General features: G+C 55.4%; 16 protein-coding genes and 3 pseudogenes. 7 read left to right on the forward strand and 12 right to left on the reverse strand.

What is annotated here, in order from left to right:
- Positions 1 to 307 precede the first annotated feature (307 nt).
- On the forward strand, positions 308 to 661 hold the full coding sequence (locus ACZZ0O_RS06390; protein WP_463590309.1) for a SymE family type I addiction module toxin: 354 nt from the start codon (positions 308 to 310) through the stop codon (positions 659 to 661).
- Positions 662 to 726: 65 nt separating this feature from the next.
- Here ACZZ0O_RS06390 and ACZZ0O_RS06395 read toward each other — a convergent pair whose 3' ends face one another.
- The 3 genes from ACZZ0O_RS06395 to ACZZ0O_RS06405 are packed head-to-tail and all read right to left on the reverse strand — an operon-like array spanning position 727 to position 3,571.
- Positions 727 to 2,175 carry an XVIPCD domain-containing protein gene (locus ACZZ0O_RS06395; protein ID WP_463590310.1) on the reverse strand — a complete coding sequence of 483 codons (1,449 nt, stop codon included), beginning with the start codon at positions 2,173 to 2,175 and terminating at the stop codon, positions 727 to 729.
- Positions 2,172 to 2,855 carry a hypothetical protein gene (locus tag ACZZ0O_RS06400; protein WP_463590311.1) on the reverse strand — a complete coding sequence of 228 codons (684 nt, stop codon included), beginning with the start codon at positions 2,853 to 2,855 and terminating at the stop codon, positions 2,172 to 2,174. The genes ACZZ0O_RS06395 and ACZZ0O_RS06400 overlap by 4 nt, the downstream gene beginning before the upstream one ends.
- Positions 2,856 to 2,881: 26 nt before the next feature.
- Positions 2,882 to 3,571, reverse strand: coding sequence for a hypothetical protein (locus ACZZ0O_RS06405; RefSeq protein ID WP_463590312.1), 690 nt, complete (start codon positions 3,569 to 3,571; stop codon positions 2,882 to 2,884).
- 517 nt (positions 3,572 to 4,088) lie between these two features.
- Here ACZZ0O_RS06405 and ACZZ0O_RS06410 point away from each other — a divergent pair.
- From ACZZ0O_RS06410 to ACZZ0O_RS06430, 5 genes are all read left to right on the forward strand, one after another.
- The gene (locus ACZZ0O_RS06410) at positions 4,089 to 4,430 is read left to right on the forward strand and encodes a SymE family type I addiction module toxin (RefSeq protein ID WP_463590313.1); all 342 of its coding nucleotides are present in this window, start codon (positions 4,089 to 4,091) and stop codon (positions 4,428 to 4,430) included.
- 935 nt (positions 4,431 to 5,365) lie between these two features.
- Positions 5,366 to 5,809, forward strand: a complete 444-nt coding sequence (locus ACZZ0O_RS06415; protein WP_463590314.1) for a lysozyme inhibitor LprI family protein — start codon at positions 5,366 to 5,368, stop codon at positions 5,807 to 5,809.
- 545 nt (positions 5,810 to 6,354) lie between these two features.
- Positions 6,355 to 6,603 carry a hypothetical protein gene (locus ACZZ0O_RS06420; RefSeq protein ID WP_463590315.1) on the forward strand — a complete coding sequence of 83 codons (249 nt, stop codon included), beginning with the start codon at positions 6,355 to 6,357 and terminating at the stop codon, positions 6,601 to 6,603.
- Positions 6,604 to 6,789: 186 nt separating this feature from the next.
- Positions 6,790 to 7,149: a contact-dependent growth inhibition system immunity protein gene (locus tag ACZZ0O_RS06425; protein ID WP_463590316.1), complete on the forward strand. Its 360-nt coding sequence runs from the start codon at positions 6,790 to 6,792 to the stop codon at positions 7,147 to 7,149.
- Between the two features lie 109 nt (positions 7,150 to 7,258).
- A complete protein-coding gene (locus ACZZ0O_RS06430) occupies positions 7,259 to 7,864 on the forward strand; it encodes a hypothetical protein (RefSeq protein ID WP_463590317.1) in 606 nt (201 codons plus the stop codon).
- 775 nt (positions 7,865 to 8,639) lie between these two features.
- Here ACZZ0O_RS06430 and ACZZ0O_RS06435 read toward each other — a convergent pair.
- Positions 8,640 to 8,902, reverse strand: a pseudogene (locus ACZZ0O_RS06435) (hypothetical protein); the annotation flags it as partial.
- Positions 8,903 to 9,072: 170 nt separating this feature from the next.
- A pseudogene (locus tag ACZZ0O_RS06440) lies at positions 9,073 to 9,252 on the reverse strand (hypothetical protein); the annotation flags it as partial.
- A 235-nt stretch (positions 9,253 to 9,487) separates the two neighbouring features.
- Between ACZZ0O_RS06440 and ACZZ0O_RS06445 the strand changes: the two are divergent.
- Positions 9,488 to 10,587 (forward strand): IS3 family transposase gene (locus tag ACZZ0O_RS06445; RefSeq protein WP_463590318.1). Its coding sequence is split into 2 segments (ribosomal slippage): positions 9,488 to 9,749 and positions 9,749 to 10,587, totalling 1,101 coding nucleotides; the frame shifts between segments, so codons are not numbered across the junction.
- 606 nt (positions 10,588 to 11,193) lie between these two features.
- Here the strand turns inward: ACZZ0O_RS06445 and ACZZ0O_RS06450 are convergent.
- The 7 genes and pseudogenes from ACZZ0O_RS06450 to ACZZ0O_RS06480 all read right to left on the reverse strand — a co-directional run bounded on the left by ACZZ0O_RS06450 (position 11,194) and on the right by ACZZ0O_RS06480 (position 17,928).
- On the reverse strand, positions 11,194 to 13,191 hold the full coding sequence (locus ACZZ0O_RS06450) for a hemagglutinin repeat-containing protein (protein ID WP_463590319.1): 1,998 nt from the start codon (positions 13,189 to 13,191) through the stop codon (positions 11,194 to 11,196).
- 233 nt (positions 13,192 to 13,424) lie between these two features.
- Positions 13,425 to 13,649: a hypothetical protein gene (locus ACZZ0O_RS06455; RefSeq protein ID WP_153066720.1), complete on the reverse strand. Its 225-nt coding sequence runs from the start codon at positions 13,647 to 13,649 to the stop codon at positions 13,425 to 13,427.
- Between the two features lie 563 nt (positions 13,650 to 14,212).
- A pseudogene (locus ACZZ0O_RS06460) lies at positions 14,213 to 15,982 on the reverse strand (hemagglutinin repeat-containing protein); the annotation flags it as partial.
- Between the two features lie 54 nt (positions 15,983 to 16,036).
- On the reverse strand, positions 16,037 to 16,570 hold the full coding sequence (locus ACZZ0O_RS06465) for an Imm42 family immunity protein (RefSeq protein ID WP_463590320.1): 534 nt from the start codon (positions 16,568 to 16,570) through the stop codon (positions 16,037 to 16,039).
- Between the two features lie 3 nt (positions 16,571 to 16,573).
- Positions 16,574 to 17,032, reverse strand: coding sequence for a hemagglutinin repeat-containing protein (locus ACZZ0O_RS06470; RefSeq protein ID WP_463592405.1), 459 nt, complete (start codon positions 17,030 to 17,032; stop codon positions 16,574 to 16,576).
- A 6-nt stretch (positions 17,033 to 17,038) separates the two neighbouring features.
- Positions 17,039 to 17,653, reverse strand: coding sequence for a hypothetical protein (locus ACZZ0O_RS06475; RefSeq protein WP_463590321.1), 615 nt, complete (start codon positions 17,651 to 17,653; stop codon positions 17,039 to 17,041).
- A 2-nt stretch (positions 17,654 to 17,655) separates the two neighbouring features.
- On the reverse strand, positions 17,656 to 17,928 hold the full coding sequence (locus ACZZ0O_RS06480; protein WP_463602939.1) for a hypothetical protein: 273 nt from the start codon (positions 17,926 to 17,928) through the stop codon (positions 17,656 to 17,658).
- Between the last annotated feature and the right edge of the window lie 124 nt (positions 17,929 to 18,052).

Here is an 18,052-nt window from a genome sequence, read left to right on the forward strand (position 1 = left end):
CGGGGCTGTCAGTGGATACCAACCCATAGCTTGAATCCTAATGGTTGACATCCCAACAATCCCGCAGCAATCTCTACCACAAGGAGCGTAGAAACTCCTCACGTAGCGGTACCCACCTCCGTCAAACCGGTGGGTTTTTTGTGCCTGCAGCGTCTTGCGGGCGCAACCGACGCAACGCCTGCGTCGGGAGGGCGGCTAATACAACACCCTTCGGGGAAATACGCCCGCCGGCTACGTGCGGTTTCTAACCTCCCGACATCCCGTCGCCAACCGGCGGCGGGGCCTGTTCGTCAAGGAGGGCTTTGCCATGCGTCGACCTACGTCCCGTCCCACATCAGCGCGCAAGCGCGCCACGGTGCCGCCGCCCACCGAGATCGGCTGGCATTCGCTCGACCCCTCGATCACCCCGCGGCCCTACCTCGAGCGCACCCCCATCCCCGAGCCCCGCCCCGATCCCAGCAAGCCGCGCCGCCCAGGCCGCCCGCGTGCCCCGCAACACTGCACCGTCGGCTACGGCTACTACCCCGACAGCCACCAACGCATCCCCACCCTCCGCCTACGTGGCCGCTGGCTGGAACAACTAGGTTTCACTATCGGCAGCAAACTCCACATCCGCCTGCGCAACGGCGAGCTGGTCGTCAGCGTGGCACCCAGGGACTGACCAACCCGCTGCGTGCCCTTGCACGGTGCGTGCATCCCGAAGACAGATGCGGGCATGCTGTCACTTCAAAGTGAAGCAACAGGGCCGCGCTGCTGTTGTTCTTGCGAGCGCTGTTGTTCCATTGCCCGCTCCTGCGTGCGCTCTTGGTCTAGTCGCTGGTTGACGGATTCCAGTTGCGTAAAGCTCTCTTGAACAGGCCGCTGCGCGGCGTCTGCCGTTGGCATATGCGCGCGCAACATCGCCGGATCTTTCAGGTCGCCTTGCACAACGAATAATGTCTGCGCAGTGGGCAAATCTTTCGTCTTCTCGCTGAGCAGTACGTGATCCACGCGTGTCAGCCCATTGTCTTTTGCCAAGACGAGCAGGCTGGCTGTCATCCGCTCACTGGTAGCGTCGAACTCGCGGCCATTGGCGGCATCCAACCGCTCTACCTTGCTGCGGATCTGCTGATGCATGGCGTGGTCCGGGTGTCCCGCATCTGCAGGTGTTAATGTGCGGCCAGGTTCATTCAGTGTTGCGAGGTTGGGAGCGTTGATGCCTTGCGCACCAGTATTCTTGAGCTGGACCATGCCATAGCCGTCTTTGCCAAGGTCAACGATGTTGAAGGTCTTTGCAGATCCCAGCTCCAGTCCGTTGCGCTCCAACTGTCTTGGGTCCAAGCCCAAGGATTTGAGATCGATGCGGATTTCCGGCGGCTGGCGATCATGCGCCAGATGCGCATAGCTCTGCGCGATATGGCTGATCGGATTGACGCCATAGTAGTTCCGGTAATCGGAGTCGCCATGAGGGCCTAGCGTGCCGCGACTGTCGTAGAAGCATTGTTCCACCGACTTTGTCAGCGCATCATTGCGTGAGAACGGGCGCGTCGTCAGCTCTTCATATGTCAATCCATTGGCAAACTGCGGTGGGTTAACGTCTCTTTCCACACAACGCGTCGTCGAGCGCTGGAGTAGGCGAAGTTCGACCATTTCATCAGGCATTTCAGGGTTTTGATGCTTGATGCGGTCGTGAAGTGCACGCATGCCTGAAATCTCTGAGAGCGCCTCATCCTCCCGAGTGCTATCCAGATAGACGCGTGTTGGCCCAGTCAGGTCGACCTGACCCTCGCGATTCTCGTGCGCCTCTTGCAGCCGGTTGCCCATTGTCTTTGCGAACTCGGCCAGTGCTTGAGTCCGGTGCTCTGCCAGCACACCATGCATCGTTTCATGCCCGAGTACTTCGGTGATGTAGTCAATCCGCTGCGCGCCAGTGAAGTCGCTGAACGCTGCTGCGCTGATGTTGAGCGTGCCGGGGCTCCCATTTTTGCCATCCTGGAAATGGCCACCATTGTTCTGGCCATGCGAGACCGCGATCGATCCGATATGCCCCTTCTCTATCGCATTACCAAGCAAATTCGAGAGGTAGGGCGATTCCGATAGCGCTTGACGAATGCTGGACTCGGCCTCTTTTGGAAGGCGCGGATCGTTTGCCATCTGTACCAGCAGTGGCTCGATTCTTGGATCAACACGAGTCATGCCTTGCCCCCATCGATCTGCATGCCGTAAGCGCATTCGCGCGAACCGCTGCCCTGACTGGTTCGGTAGATCAGCAACGCGACGGAGAAGCCTTGTGTCCCGTTGTTGAGCGGACGCCAATGTTGGCGCAGCCATCCTCCCTGGAAAGGTCTTTGCCCACCACGCCTGTAACCCATCTCCTCCAGTTTGCGTGACAGCGTCGTTGCGTCCCAAACGCAACGCGCGGTAGGCGTGCGCGTTGGGTCGATACGTTCGGGTAGACCGACGGCGACTTCCACACTCGAGAAGATTTTTTCTGCTGGTACGTGGGTTGCGTAAAAAGTGTACCCGTCACTTAGGGAAACATTTTTCATGATGTAAAAAGGATGCGTAGAGTCCTGGGTACCTCCGAACTTTGTGCCCAGCGCCGCCTCCAGCCGCATGTAATTCATATCGGCTGGTGACTTGAATCCATCAACAAACCTCAGCAACCTGGCTTCCAGCTCTTGAGAGCTAATGCCGGGCTTGTTTGGCTCCGAGCGATCGCCTGCAATCGCATCCTGCGCAATGACCGGTGCTGATGCGGATGACGTAGTGGATTCGCTTTTAGGATCGGCGCACGCGCCCTGAAGTCCAGCCGCAAGGAGCAGCAACAACAGGGCAAAAAATCTCCTTCCTGTTCTTTTCTGCTTGATATTCATAGGCTCTACTCTTCGAGGGACCCATTTCATGGCTTGCCTCCATCGATCTTGATGCTATGGACGCATTCTTGTTGACCGCTTTGTTCATTGGTTCGATAGAGAAGCAATGAGACCGAGAACATCTGACTTCCGCCGTTGATCGCGCGCCAATGCTGGCGTAGCCATCCGCCCTGAAATGGCCGCTGGCCACCGCGTGTGTATCCCATCCCTTCAAGCTTTTTGGACAGTGCTTCTGCCTGCAAGATGCAGATCGATGTAGGCACGCGTGTCGGATCGCTATGGTCAGGCAGAGTCACTGCAACCTCTATTCGGGAGAATCCATCTTTCGTTGGGCGATGCGTCGCGTAGAGTGCATACCCATCAGCCAGAGCGACGTCCTTCACGTCACGCCACGGGTATGCGGGATCAGACGGTGGTCCAAGTTTGATGCCAAGGACAGACTCGAGCCGCGGGTAGTCCAGATCCGATGGCACTGTCAGTCCATCAATGAAGCGCAACAGCCGGCGCTCTAGTTCTTTCAAAGTGGTGTTGGCAGAAACGACGTCAGCGCCACCATCGGTACTTTTGCTGTTCTCTTGACGGGGCGCCTTCACTGTCGCAGCAGGTGGCGTGCCTGCATCCCATCTTGCTTCATGAGGCGTGCGAGCGCATGCACTTGGCAGCGCTACTGCAAATAGCAGCAAAGGAAGCAAGCTGCGGAAGCTATTTTTTGTCACTGGGCTCCTGCTACTCACGCGATATCACGATGCTGACCAATTGTCACCCGCGCCACTGGTGTTCTGCACTGCCGGGTCCGAACCTGAGTGGCGCGTTGGTGATGGATATGAGGGGGAGCGAAAAGCAATTCATGAGCGGGTGGGGACGCGCTTTGAGTGGTACTCCCTCAATGTCCAATCCAACTCTGACTCCGCTGCTTCAAAGCTTGACGCAAGATCTTCCATCAACGCCTTCCAGATTGCCAGCTTCGACCGCTAGGCATACCACGTAGCGCGTTGCAATCTTTTCCGCAAGGAGCGTAGAAGCTTCTCGATCAGCGGTACACACCTCCGTCAAACCGGTGGGTTTTCTGTGCCTGCAGCGTCTTGCGGGTGCAACCGACGCGATGCCTGCGTCGGGAGGGCGGCTGACAACACCCCTCGGGGAAATACGCCCGCCGGCTCTGTGCGGTTTCTAACCTCCCGACATCCCGTCGCCACCCCGCGGCGGGGCCTGTTCGTCAAGGAGGGCTTTGCCATGCGTCGATCTACGTCAGGCCCCACATCAGCACGCAAGCGCACCACGGAGCCGCCGCCCACCGAGATCGGCTGGCATTCCGACCCCTCGATCACCCCGCGGCCTTACCTCGAACGCACCCCCATCCCCGAGCCGCGCCCCGATCCCAGCAAGCCACGCCGCCCAGGCCACCCACGTGCCCCGCACCACTGCACCGTCGGCTACGGCTACTACCCTGACAGCCACCAACGCATCCCCACCCTCCGCCTACGCGTGGAACAACTCGGCTTCACCATCGGCAGCAAACTTCACATCCGCCTGCGCAACGGCGAGCTAGTCGTCAGCGTGGTAGCTGCTGAATGACCAGCCAACTGCTCATATACCCGTATGATGAGTGGTAGGAGAACTCGCTTCTGGGATGACTGCAAAGCTGGCATTCTTGGTACATATTCGGTATCGGAACCAGATACGGAAAAATTTTTCAAACGCAGAAGGCAGAGATTATAATGTTTGGAACGTCCGATCCCTGTGCCATATTATTTGATTTTAGCGAGAGTCTATAGGGGCTCATCTAGGTTAAACATCCTCCGAGCATTTGAGGTTCCCGGCATACTTGGTTCTCATGACTATATCCCTTGTGACTTATCGCATCGCAGCTATTTTAATCGTTCCAGTCTTGTTCTTTGCTGTCGTCTATCTTCCTTTTGTTGGTGTAGAGTTTTTCATACGGAACGCCCAGCCTGGGGACCGGGAGGCCATGAGCTGGGCATTTGGGTTGTCTATGATAATTTGGCTGCCAGCCTTCACTGCGCTTGCGGCTTGGCTTTCATACAAAGTTGGGCGTTTGATGTGGCACAAAAAGTAGCAAATTATTCAGTTATCAGTGCCATGTTTTAGATGCCGGAATGATGGTAAAGCCGCGCTGACGCGTTGCCTGCGTCGGGAGGGCGGCTGACAACACCCTTCGGAGAAATACGCCTGCCGACGCTATGCGGTTTCTAACCTCCCGACATCCCGTCGCCACCCTGCGCCTGCGCGGCCGCTGGCTGGAATAACTTGGCTTCGCCATCGGCAAGAAGTTACACGTTAAGCGTACGCGACGGCGAACTGGTGGTAGGCCTGGTCACCGAGGGTTGAATCGGTAGGCTTCCTGCAACCGACTTGCCTGGATACTATGCAAGGTGCCTCTCACCCTCATCCAGGCCACCCCGCCCGCCGATGGCGGATGGGACGATTCGGCTCATCCACCCGATCAGACACTTCCTTCAATCCCATTAGCCCATCGAGGTTTGTACTGCATGAAGACAGCAGCCACAATATTCGCCATCTGCCTCGTCCTTTTTGTTGACGGGGGAGCGCTGGCATCTGAGAGCACCGCGCAGGTCATCAAGCGTCAAGCGCCCAAAGGCATTACCAGTGCATTCTATGAATGCATCGAAGAAGCAGAATTAGACAACGTCGCTCTTGCTGCGTGCCAATCTACGGAGAAAAAGAGACAAGACACGCGCTTGAATGCTGCGTATAAGTTGCTGCTCAGCAAACAGCGTGATACGTCCAAGGACGAACTGGTTCGCGCAGAGCGCGCCTGGCTCGAGCTCCACGGCACCAGCAAGGCCTTTGAGTCGTCACTTTATGGCAGCGAAATCGTGAGCAGTTTTCAAGTCATACAAAACGAAATTTTTCGTCTCTGCGAACGCGCCAACACGCTCGAAGAATACCTGTCTGTAGCAGATGATCGGTAGCCGAACTAGACCGTAGGGTTCGAGCGCATTTTCTATGCCGCCTGCGCAACGGCGAACTGGTTGTCAGCGTGGTTGATCAACGCGGAAAGGCAATGAGCACGAAGAGCGATGGCAATTGACGGCGCCCAACGAGTCGCCGAGGATCACTAGAACGCGGCGCTCATGCCCGTCGATGACCAGGCCCCAATGCAAGGACACTCGCCACCCGCAGAGACGCCCCGCGTACGGGCTGACCTCAGCACTCAGGGCTTGGGCGGAGACACCGCGTTCTACGTCCTCGATCCCACTGCATTGGTATCAGTGCATCCGCAGACGGGTAGGCATGTTTTTCTATGGGATGACGACGGCTCTGGAATCCTCCGTGGCTGGATTGGGGTCCTCGAGCATGTCCAAGTCGGCACGTTCACCAGCTTGGAGAGCAGTACCCATCCCTGGCAGCTTCTACCGTGGCCCTGACGCCACATTTTTGCCGCGCGAGTTTGTGGCCTGATGATCGATCATGCCGCATTGCTTCGTTGATCGGCCGACTCAGACATAGGATCCAAATGAGCAATCAAGTGTGTGCCGATCTCGATTCCGCATTGGTGGCCATTGATGCGTTTACTGGGCGTCCTGATGAGTTCGAGCTGCTCATCTCCAACACTCTGCACGATCCGTTTGGCGTCACTATGGCTGTCATCACTGACCGGGTACTCGGACGCGGCTGGTGGCCTGAGGGTTTTGAGCAAAGAGACGGCTATCGACTGTACCGTTACAGCAGTGCTGTTCGCGCGGGTAACCAGCAGAGCGCTTAAGCCTAACCTTACGCGGTCGGGGTCATTTACGTGCGGGAGACCTTTCGGTACGCTCGAAAGCTCAGCAAGAACTCTTTTCTCCCTAAAAAAAACCGTCGACCCAATGCGGCCTCATAGCTGCGCCCAAATGAAGTACTACTCGTCATGAGAATCATAGACGCAGATCCATCATTGGCAGAGCGCCCCATGCTTAAGTCCGGTGTGAGTGAGCGGGCTCACATACTCAAACAGCGACTGATCTCGGAACTGTCCTTGGCAGAGCTGGCGTTCTGTCTACGCCAAGACATTGCCACAGCGCCTGTCGCCGCAAGGCCCCTGGGGGCCTTGGCTGACGATCCGCTGCTTGAAGCCGAGGGGTATCCTGGCGACCTCCTGTGTAGCCTTCTGCATGCTGCTCAAAGCGGCAGACTCTCACCCGCGCTATCGCTCAAATTATGGGGCGTCTGCAGCGAGGCATTGGCAGGAGCCGAAGCGATACGAGAGTTGGTGGTACCTGCAGCTAGCGAATTCTTAAGGTCGCAGCGCGGTGGTGAGCAGGAGAGCTAGTCTGAAATTTCCACTCATCGATGTAGCTGCATCGATTTCGTTTGAAAACCTGCCTGCTCCGATTTCAGTGGCGGGTTAAACTCAAAGTTCCATTGAGAAGTTTAAGCACATGCAAGAATCAATCGATCTGCCGCCTATCCCGGAGTTGCGTCGCGTGACGCAATCACTCGCCATGCTTGATGCGATTCTTAGCCCGGAATGGGATTGCCGCTACCACAGCTTCAATAGCGCATGGGCGGCGGAAGCGGAAATGGCATCAATGCGCAACGGGTCTGGCGATGAGTGGTTCTTGCTCCTGGACCAGACGGGCGCAGCCATCAAGGGCTTTGCCCATGAAGTTGTAGGCGGCTCTATCATTCCACAGGAAATTCGAGCCCAAGTTCCGGCCGAGTTTTCGTCTTTTCTCAATGAGCCCGCGTTCTCAATGCAACATGCCACCTTCTGCTATTGGCGTAGAGCAGAGGACAGCGCCTGGAGCAAAGTTCTCGGCAGTCTTGATGACGACGGAGCCGATGAAATGCTGTGGTTGCTTGTCTCCGGGCCCTCCGGTTACAAAGAGTGGGCTGAAGACTACTTTGAGGTTCCGGTAGCGCTCGATGCAGTAAAGGCGTTATTCGCTCATCAGCCTCTCAGTGAGGCCATCATCCTGAGGATCAATCCAGAGGCGGACATCGATTTTACGTGCGAGCAGGCGCGGGAGATAGGATATCCTTAGTGACACTGACCTTCCTGATACTCGCGCTAGCTCGGCGTGGCGTGCTACTGATGGGTGTCTAAAAATCTTACGTACTTCCGTGCTATGGGGCTGGCATTAAATCTTGATGGATAATGCGAGCCGATGGCGCGGCCAGAGAATCAAGGACGTAGGCTTATGAGGTTAGTTCGAAAGCTGCACTTAATTTTATTTTCAATGGTACTTATCGCCGCTTGCGTAAGAGATGCAGATTTTCCCTCATGCGATCCTGGGTTGAGGCGTTTAGGTGACGTAGCGCCACTTGAGTTGCCGCACTCATCGAAAAAGTACCGCGGTCGAGTTGACCTGGTTTTTGAAGTCACTGGAGATGGAAAAGTTGTAAATCCCCGTATCTCGTTCTCTAACATCCATTTCCAGGGCGAAGATGCCTTGCCTCAAGGCGAGTACGAGGAGGTTCTACTCGCCTCTGTACGCGCCTGGAGATTCCAGCCACCCCCTATGACCTGTGTGATGCAGAGCGGAGCATGGTTTGACTAATTGCCATGATTAACTTCCGCAACAATCTGCAGTGCGTTGGGGCGGTTCGCTGGCATGTAGATGGTCGGCAACCGGCAGTAGTCATCACCGTTGCAAGTTGCGGTAAATTTCGTGCTTTCCCCTTATTACGTTATTGCCGGGCTTCGCTCATCGCGCTTGTCTTCGGCGTCACCACGCAACGCAGCGTCGCTGGGCAAGCTTCATCCAGCAAGCTGTGGCACACTCAGTCAAGGCGCCAGTGCTGGGGAGAATGGTTGCACCATCCAACACGGTGCTGCGCCAGCACCACCACATCGCCCTTCACCACGTAGCTGCGTTGCCTACATGCCGCCTCGCCCTTGCCGGGGCAGCCATCGCTGTCGTTGAGCAGGTATAGACGTGGCACCACAACCTTTTTGAGTGAAAATGCTGACGGGCTGCTGGTGAATAAGCCGTTGCGGCACACTGCCGCGTCGGCATCGCTGGGCGCGGCGTGCGCGATCGCCGAGACAGCCAACAGAACCATAACCAGGCCTTGTGTATCGCGATCACTCATCAGGTGGAGCACTAGTGTGGCCTAACGCCGGTGTGCGTTGTACATCGTGTGCTCGTGCACAGGCCGTTGTCGTACTCGGCAACAACCTCAAGGATGTGCGCAACCTTTGCAGCAACCAACTTACGATCTTGCAGACGACGATTGCTACCTGCCCATCTCAGATCGGCAGCGCACTCAGCTTGCGGCGCAGATAATTGCTGATCGCGCGGCTGGCGGATTTGCCTCGCCACGACGCCCAGCACAGGTACAAGCCTACGGTGCGTTCGCCGCCGCGATGTCCAAGCCCAAACCAGGTGCGATCGGTAGGAAACGCGTCGCGTTCGGGGCAGTGGATATCGTTGCAGTACGAGTGCAGCTAGGAAGCCTCTGAGACCCTCACAGTGCCCGATACTCTTAGACCATCTGGTTGACCGCTAAAGCGTTCGGATTCGCTAGGCGCGTAGTCGACGGTCAAAAATTTCGTTCATATATCAATAGCGTCCCGATAATGATGATGCATGACTGACTCGCCGTGAAGCGTCCTCGTTAACTCGATCCACTTGGAAGTAGAGTTCCATCCCAAGGAGCTCTGTATGAAGAAGTCGAAGTTCACCGAAGAACAGATGGTTCGGATCCTCAAAGAAGTCGAGGCCGGTGCAAGGGTTGGCGAGACTTGCCGCAAGCACGGGATCAGCGAGCCGACCTATTACGTCTGGAAGTCCAAGTACGCCGGCATGGAGGTGTCGCAGTTGCGGCATCTAAAGGATGTGGAAGCCGAGTTGGCCCGGATGAAGCGCATGTATGCCGAGTTGGCATTGGATCACCACGCGCTCAAGGACGTGCTGTCGCGAAAAGGTTGAGCCAGGCTCGTCGACTTGAATTGAGTCTGGCCATGCAAACTACTCACGGCCTCAGTGCCCGTCGAGCTGATCGGGTGCTGCAGCTGTCCCGATCTGCACGGCATTACCGTCCGCGCCAGCGCGACGATGGCCCGCTCATTGCCGCAATCGAGGCACACTTGAAGGACAACCCCGGCCACGGTTTTGGCCTGCTGATGGATTGGGCATTGCGACCGCAGGGCTGGGGCAAGACCCGCGCCTGGCGGGTCTACACCGCGCTGAAGCTCAACCTTCCACGTCGCGGCAAGCGCCGATTACCTGACCGCATCCGCGCGCCGCTGGAGATCCCGCAAGCGGCAAACCACACGTGGTCGGCGGACTTCATGTCCGATGCCTTGTGGTCTGGACGCCGCTTCCGCACCTTCAACATCAACGATGACTTCAATCGCGAATCGATGAAGATCGAAATCGACACCAGCCTGCCCTCGGCACGGGTCATCCGCGCACTGGACGAATTGGTCGAGCTGCGTGGTGCTCCAAGGCGACTGCGCCTGGACAACGGCCCGGAGTTCATCAGCGCTGCGCTCAGGCAGTGGGCACAGCAGCACGGCGTCACCCTGATCCACATCCAGCCCGGCAAACCTACCCAAAACGCCTACATCGAACGCTTCAACCGCACCTTCCGCACCGAAGTGCTGGACCGCTTCGTGTTCACCACGCTCGACGAGGTTCGGCGCATGGCAGAGGACTGGCGTCATCGATACAACCACCAACGGCCACATCGATCACTCGGCGGCTTGCCGCCCATCCGCTTCGCAATGGCACAATCAACAACCACCTCTACTTCTGAGTGACTCGAAGAATCGAGGACGCTTCAGCCGGACCGAAAAGATCGCAGCTGTGGAATTTCTGGTACACATATTTTGGTGCCGTTGTGCACGGAATGCTGAAGGCAAACCACAGATGCCTGCGCACGCGTGCGCAAAGTTACAGTGATACGGAGCTTAGTCGATCACCACATAAGAACTTGATTTCCTGTTAGAGAAAAGTTTATTGAGTGCCAGATAACCGTGCCTGACACGCAGGTGCAGCTCGCCAAGCTGGTGGCTCGCATGGTCCATCGTAACGATATTTTTTTTCCATCATGCATCGTTGTAAAGAATCAAACGCCTCGTTATTTCTTTCCATAAAACTAGAATTGCTTTCGTTAGCTCTGCGTTGAGCGTTGATGCAGCCTCCGCGCTCATCTCCACCGCACTCTAACCAAGCGTTCTTCAGATCGCCGGCTTGCATCTCAGTATTGCTCCAGTAATCTCTGAGGGGAGTCGCGTGATACAAAGCCTTCTCCGCCTCCTTGTCGCACAGCGCAAGTGGTGTCTGTGGTCCACATATGCGTCCGTTTCCAATAACGCAACCGGAAATCTGCAGGATTAGTAAAATAAAGATTGAGCGAACTATGATCACAGAGACCCCGATACAAGTTTTGAAATTGCATTCCAGACATCAGGCGGAAGTGCTTTGGCCATGGCAAATGGTGCTGCTACCGGAATAGCTGCTACCGTCCATGCCTCGTGAAATATTTTTACAGCTGTAGGTCTATCGCGAAGCGCGTTTCCCTGGGAATCGTATAAGCCAGCCAATTGGCCGCCTATCATGTCGTGCGGACCGGCAAACTGTTCTATCAGTTTATCCTGCCACGAACCTGCAGCGTATGGCTTGCCTGCCAAGGTCCCCTGTATTCCTTGAATACCTCCGGTGAGTCCGCCCAACTTCTTACCTTCTTTACTATTCAGGAATTCTGAAAGAGACTTGCCAGCTGTCTTGGCGTCCCATTGAACATAACCGTCGACGATTGCCAATGAACCATCCGGATTTTTCAAGCAACGCCCATTATCAGGCCCGCACAGTGCATCCAAGTCGATTCGGGTGCCTCCCAATTTATACCTATCATTATCAACGCCCACACTTGGGCCATTCTCATTGTTAAGTACATTCGGGTCTTTTGAAGTGGGATCGACGACTGCAGCACCGGGATCTATGACGCCTGCAAACGTCGAGGAACTCTCTTTCATTTTTTCACGCATCCAGTCTGCGGCAGAGCTTAACCCTTCTTTAGAGATAGCTCCAGTCGTCGATCCTGTCACCGCGCCAATGAGGATATTCAGCATCTTTTCTTGGGTTTCGATTTCATCCAGCTCAGTCGCAATTGCTGCAACTTCTTCAGGGGTCTTCGCTTGCTGCTCACGTTTGCTCAACGCTTCCTTTTTAGACCCTACATAACTGTTCACGGCACCGCGGGCCTGTTCAGTGAAGGTCGCAGTGATCTGTGCCTCGTTACGTACTTTTTCTGCCAAAGCAACAGGATCCCAATTCTTTGTCAGAGCGGCTGCGCTGTCCCCGGTCAATACATCGCGATTCAGTCCTGCAAGGACTGATTCGACACCTGCGCCCGTCAGCGCGAGTTGCGAGTTGGTATCGGTGATGGTTAGTGCCCCTCCACTGATGCCACTGCGTGTCACGCTTGTTTCGCTTCCTTTCTCGCTGGCAAAGCCAGGTGCCCCCAGGCTAGTGTCATCGCCAAAGTTCTGGACTGCCCACGTACTTCCCTTGTCGACAGTAGAGGGAGTCTGACTCCCGGGATTTGTCTCTTTGTCGTTGCCTTTTTTGCCGTCAGAGCTGTATCCACCCGAGAGGCTGATGCCCTTGGCCTCATAGCTACTGGTGTTGGTGATGTCGCTCACCGTGAGCGTACCGGTCTGCAGGCGGTTGACGCCGGCGTCCACGGCCGCCTGGGTGCTGGCGATCACGCCGCCCTTGAGATCGGTGTTGCCGCCCACCCGGATGTTGAAGCCGCCATCGCCGGCCTGGATGCCGCTTTGCTCGGTGACGCTGGCGAAGTCGCCATTGACCTTGTTGCTGCTGTAGCTGGCACTGGCGCTGAAGCCAAGACCGAAGGTCACGCTGCCGCCCACCGCCTTGTCCTTGCTGGCATAGGTGCTGGTGTCCTGCAGACTCTCGATGGTGAGGTCGCCGCCGATGTCGGCCAGCACCGTGTCGGCGGAGAGCACCGCGCCCTTCAGGGTGGTGTCGTTGCCGCTGATGATCGTTGCGGTCTTGCCTGCCGACAGATGGCTGTTGCGCTGGGTAATGTCTTCGCCGTCCGCCTTGCCACGCGAGCCGCTGGCACTGGCGGTGATACCGGCGGCCATTCCGTCTGGGCCGTAAGTGACCGCCACGCCGATCGCCGCGCTTTTGCTCTTGCTGGTGCTGTGCTGCTCGAAGGTGTCCTGCGCTGCCTCCAAGGTGATGTTGTTGTCGGCGGCCAGCAGCAGGTTGTTGCCGGCTTTGATGTCGCTGCCGCGCACCAGGATGTTGCTGTCCTCACCACCGCCGGTGGCGATCAGGTTGACGTTGCCGCCGGCCTGCAGCGTCGAGCCCTTCGAGGTGGAGCTACGCATGCACCCATGCAACAGCAAACCCAAGCTCTACTCCACGCTTCGTATCGGCCGGAAAGCCGTTATCAGGCACTGGCCGATTGAGCCTGTCTCCCGATGACTAGAACGTCTGCAATGTGTTGCCTCCAACTAAACACGAAAAATGATACTGCCAGTACAAGAATGGAGATGCCGCAGGCGCTGGCCCAGGCTTTGCCTACTGACTATTTGTGGAAATTAAATAATAAGAAATATGCTCATTCGATAAATTTCATAGTTGCATCACCCTTGCCTTTGACAACTTTCTCGACGACCTCGAGCCAATCCTCTATTGCAGCGGGATCTGCGCTAGACCCGTCTTCAAGAAGACTTAACTCAGATAATGCCGACCCTATTTCAGGGGAGCCAGTTCTTTTGTACACGGTAACCCAGTACTCAAACATAGAAACATATGCTTGTTTGACAGTGATCATATTATCCATTTGTATCTCCAATTATTATTTCGGCTTCGATAATCCTGTTCGCGCATCAAATGCTCTAGGGGTTTCATTAACTCCCCCGTTCTGAACAACTCCATTCCTAACCGTGACCCAAACTTGCGTCCCATCCTTTTGAGTTTTTGCAAACCACTGAGCACCAAATGCATCGACGCCAAGCTTGTTGCTCGAGTCCTGAGCTAGCTCTGTGAGAAGCTTTCTAGATTCCGGGGTGTCAGCCAAATGGCCCTTCCTAGATCTAAATATATGCTTAACTTGGGCTTCATTACTAGGGAATTCTACTTGTGACTCAACCGGTTTGACCGGATGCTGCTTTACAGAAGTACCTGCTTCACTGTCTGCGTCCGCAGAAGCAGCAGACGTTCTCGGGTTGAAAGCCTTACTCTCTGTCTCTGCTGCTTTTATTGATCTTCGTATGATGCTGGTGAGCTGGCTTCCGACTAGGCTCCCAGCCTCTCCAACAGCGATGCCCGCCCACATCAGGCGTTGAGTCGTCGCCCAATCAACACCTTCGACATAGCCGGCTTCCGCCCAGCGTCCTTGATCTTTCAGCAGAAGTTGATAATTGTTCTTGAGCGCGAGCTCATCGTAAGGACCGATCTGATCACTATATCCACTGAAGGCAATAGAGCCTTTCCAAGCAGCATTCCTTTTCCAATGGAAGTGAGGTCGCTCCCCCAGCTGGCTTGCTTATCAGCAGCGTCATACCCGAGATTCGTTCCTAGAAGTTGTAGCTCCTGATTTCTTTGCGTCGCTGCATGGTCAGAACTACGAATATCCTCAATATAGCTTTTGATTGAAGGATCGAATCGGGAGCCGTAAAGCGCATTTAGATTGACCGTGGGATCCTTCCACTCTTTGTCGGTACTCTGGAAGAATGCATGGCGATCCCCCATCGAATCTGTGTAGTAGCGTCCTTCCGACCCCTTGACGAGGAAGGCCTCGGTAAGAGCGTCTGTGCCGTTCAGCGCAGCCCAGTTCTCGTCTTCTTTCGATGCAGCAAATCGATTCAGCCTGACGCGAGCTTCTTCTTCGGTGAGAACGAGGCCGTTCTCCGCCATGTAGTCGATGTATTTTTCGACGACTTCATCGCTCTTTAGGAACTTCACCTCGGATGGGTGCAACTGACGATTATTGGTGTCGGCATTAAACGCCGTGCCCGGACCAGCAGCACCGCCAGTAACTGCACCCAGTCCCGCCGCAAGACCAGCGCCTACAGCTTCTCGCACACCATCGGGCAGGTTCTTTGTCAATTCGTTGAGCATTGGCGCTGACGTGGCGGCTGTCGCCGACCCCAGTGCGCCTTGCACGCCTCCACCCAGCAGGCCGATCGCTGTGTGCGCGGCCACCCGATACTCGCCGCCTTCGTCCCACTTGGCCGCTTCGTCTTCTTTACCTTGCAGGCGCAGTTGCGTGGCTTTGGTAGTGGCGTAATCACCAACGACCTTACTCGCCTGCTGCCCAAACGTCGCAGTGATCTCGGCCCCAGCACTCACCTGCTGCGGCTTCTGTCCGTCCCAGCCTTTGACCAGGCCATTGGCGCCGTCGCCAGTCAGCACATCGCGGTTCAGTGCCGCCAGTACATCGCTGACGCTCTGGCCGGTTTTGGCTTGCTGACCAGCCTGGTCGGTAATGACCAGCGTTCCACCGCTGATGCCGCTGGTGGTCAGCGATGTCTCGCTGCCGCTCTTGCTGGAGAAGCCGGCGCTTGCGCCTTGTGCACCGCTGCCCTGGTTTTGCCAGGACCAGCTGCTGCCTTGATTGCTGGTCGGTGGCGTCTGGGTCTCGGTCTTGGCGCCGTCCTTGCTGCCACCGGCAGCGTAGCCGCCCGACAAGCTGATGCCCTTGGCCTCATAGCTACTGGTGTTGGTGATGTCGCTCACCGTGAGCGTACCGGTCTGCAGGCGGTTGACGCCGGCGTCCACAGCCGCCTGGGTGCTGGCGATCACGCCGCCCTTGAGATCGGTGTTGCCGCCCACGCGGATGTTGAAGCCGCCGTCGCCGGCCTGGATGCCGCTTTGCTCGGTGACGCTGGCGAAGTCGCCATTGACCTTGTTGCTGCTGTAGCTGGCACTGGCGCTGAAGCCAAGACCGAAGGTCACGCTGCCGCCGACCGCCTTGTCCTTGCTGGCATAGGTACTGGTGTCCTGCAGGCTCTCGATGGTGAGGTCGCCACCGATGTCGGCCAGCACCGTGTCGGCGGAGAGCACCGCGCCCTTCAGGGTGGTGTCGTTGCCGCTGATGATCGTTGCGGTCTTGCCTGCCGACAGATGGCTATTGCGCTGGGTAATGTCTTCGCCGTCCGCCTTGCCACGCGAGCCGCTCGTGCTTCAAGAAATGGCGAAGCTAAAAATTGATGTGGAAAATATTTTTTATTCTAGCGATGAAAGGAAGCCGTTTACTACTTCCGAGATTTCATTCTTTGTTAAATAAGCCTCATATATGACGAGGGGTAACAGGTCTTCCCATTGCAGTACACCCGCTGAGTCTAGCTTCTGATGACTCACCTGCGCTCCTACTAATCTGACCTGATCTCCATGCGAGACTGAGAAAACATAAGCGCCGCCGTCTTCCAGGTTATAAGTGGATGCTTTGTATTTTTCGTCAGATTCAGGGTATTCTTCAGCTTCATTAAGGTTTTGAGGTAGTGCTAACTCCATCATTTCATTGAAAGCATCTAATGATGAGGAATGGAATATTCGCTCATTTTCAGGGAATGCTATGAGTGGGTGATTAAAGTCGAAGCAAACCGCATCACTGCCAAGAGTTGCTACTCTAAGTTTTTCAGGGAATATTTCGCCGTCAATGATGAAGTGAAAGATTCCATTCACATAGCTTTCTGGGTCAGTCCATTTACTCACTGGGGCAGCGAGAATCGCAAACTTATGTGGATTTCCAAAAACCATGATTCACCATCCTTTTCCGGGTATGCCAAGTGCCTTGGCCTCATAGCGACTGGTGTTGGTGATGTCGCTCACCGTGAGCGTACCGGTCTGCAGGCGGTTGACGCCGGCGTCCACGGCCGCCTGGGTGCTGGCGATTACGCCGCCCTTGAGATCGGTGTTGCCGCCCACGCGGATGTTGAAGCCGCCATTGCCGGCCTGGATGCCGCTTTGCTCGGTGACGCTGGCGAAGTCGCCATTGACCTTGTTGCTGCCGTAGCTGGCACTGGCGCTGAAGCCAAGACCGAAGGTCACGCTGCCGCCGACCGCCTTGTCCTTGCTGGCATAGGTGCTGGTGTCCTGCAGGCTCTCGATGGTGAGGTCGCCACCGATGTCGGCCAGCGCCGTGTCGGCGGAGAGCACCGCGCCCTTCAGGGTGGTGTCGTTGCCGCTGATGATCGTTGCGGTCTTGCCTGCATGTCTTATAGCTTGTCAGGCTGCATGACTTTTAACTGGGAATAGGGGTATTCCAGGATATGGAATATGATTTAACTCAAAAATACCATCTATTTCCTTTTTTAATTCTAAACTCAACTGCATTAGGCCAGAAGAATTTTTATTTTTTGACTTAGACTTTAGCGCTAAGTCATGCATTTTCTGTGAAAAGACTAGTGCTTCAGATTTACTATTTAGACCATTTACGGGAAAAATATCGCTGTCCATTTTTGCCGCATCTTCCCAGCCTTTGGATAAAATTAGCGCAGCTTCAGTATTAAAAAGTCCGTACTCGGCCACGATTTCTCTACAAGTCATAGTTGCCTCTAAATAGGTTGTCATCCAGATAAAAATTGAGTCCGATTCGGATTCTGAAAATGGATCGCTCTTAGATAGCTCGGTGCAAAGTTCTTCGGTCGATAATCCAGAATATTCAAGTGAGGGAATTGCGATTACTAGATTAGAACGGATACATCGATACAAAATTTCGACGGCGATCTGCCATTGGTTATTGTCATTATGAAAATTTGAAGCGAAGTTAATTGCCGAAAAGCTATCGGTGGAAAGCTCTGCAAGATTATTTTGCAGCCATATGGCTATTTCTTCATTCATGATTATGGACCGCCAATATCGTCTGCAGCACCGCGTTTGGGGAATTTTAATTTTATCATTCTCTTACCGCCATTCACCTGAGCAAGTCTTGGAATGTTCAGCTCTACTGTGGCTGTAGTGCGTAGGGTATCTTCACTCGCCGAACCCGCAGGTCTATAAGTGATGTAAGAGCCGTCGGGGGCTTTGGCGACCCAGCATCCATTGCAGTTTCCACCGTTCATCTTAGCACCCCTGCTAAGCTCCTCGGCTGATGGCTGACGCTTCAAAAAATTCAAGGCGAAATCCTCTGCAATATTAGTTGGATTGCTTGTGCCAACCATAGTCCTTGGAGTGCCAACTGGACCGATGGATTTTCCAGGAATTGTTCCAGCGTTTAATTCTTGAACTATGTCTTGCGCT

This window comes from Xanthomonas sp. AC360 (assembly GCF_979258225.1).

Bases quoted from the DNA above. Each gene is read 5' to 3' on its own strand.
- ACZZ0O_RS06390 (WP_463590309.1), top strand. From the start codon at position 308: ATGCGTCGACCTACGTCCCGTCCCACATCAGCGCGCAAGCGCGCCACG.
- ACZZ0O_RS06395 (WP_463590310.1), bottom strand. From the start codon at position 2,175: ATGACTCGTGTTGATCCAAGAATCGAGCCACTGCTGGTACAGATGGCA.
- ACZZ0O_RS06400 (WP_463590311.1), bottom strand. From the start codon at position 2,855: ATGAATATCAAGCAGAAAAGAACAGGAAGGAGATTTTTTGCCCTGTTG.
- ACZZ0O_RS06410 (WP_463590313.1), top strand. From the start codon at position 4,089: ATGCGTCGATCTACGTCAGGCCCCACATCAGCACGCAAGCGCACCACG.
- ACZZ0O_RS06415 (WP_463590314.1), top strand. From the start codon at position 5,366: ATGAAGACAGCAGCCACAATATTCGCCATCTGCCTCGTCCTTTTTGTT.
- ACZZ0O_RS06420 (WP_463590315.1), top strand. From the start codon at position 6,355: ATGAGCAATCAAGTGTGTGCCGATCTCGATTCCGCATTGGTGGCCATT.
- ACZZ0O_RS06425 (WP_463590316.1), top strand. From the start codon at position 6,790: ATGCTTAAGTCCGGTGTGAGTGAGCGGGCTCACATACTCAAACAGCGA.
- ACZZ0O_RS06430 (WP_463590317.1), top strand. From the start codon at position 7,259: ATGCAAGAATCAATCGATCTGCCGCCTATCCCGGAGTTGCGTCGCGTG.
- ACZZ0O_RS06450 (WP_463590319.1), bottom strand. From the start codon at position 13,191: ATGCGTAGCTCCACCTCGAAGGGCTCGACGCTGCAGGCCGGCGGCAAC.
- ACZZ0O_RS06455 (WP_153066720.1), bottom strand. From the start codon at position 13,649: ATGGATAATATGATCACTGTCAAACAAGCATATGTTTCTATGTTTGAG.
- ACZZ0O_RS06465 (WP_463590320.1), bottom strand. From the start codon at position 16,570: ATGGTTTTTGGAAATCCACATAAGTTTGCGATTCTCGCTGCCCCAGTG.
- ACZZ0O_RS06475 (WP_463590321.1), bottom strand. From the start codon at position 17,653: ATGAATGAAGAAATAGCCATATGGCTGCAAAATAATCTTGCAGAGCTT.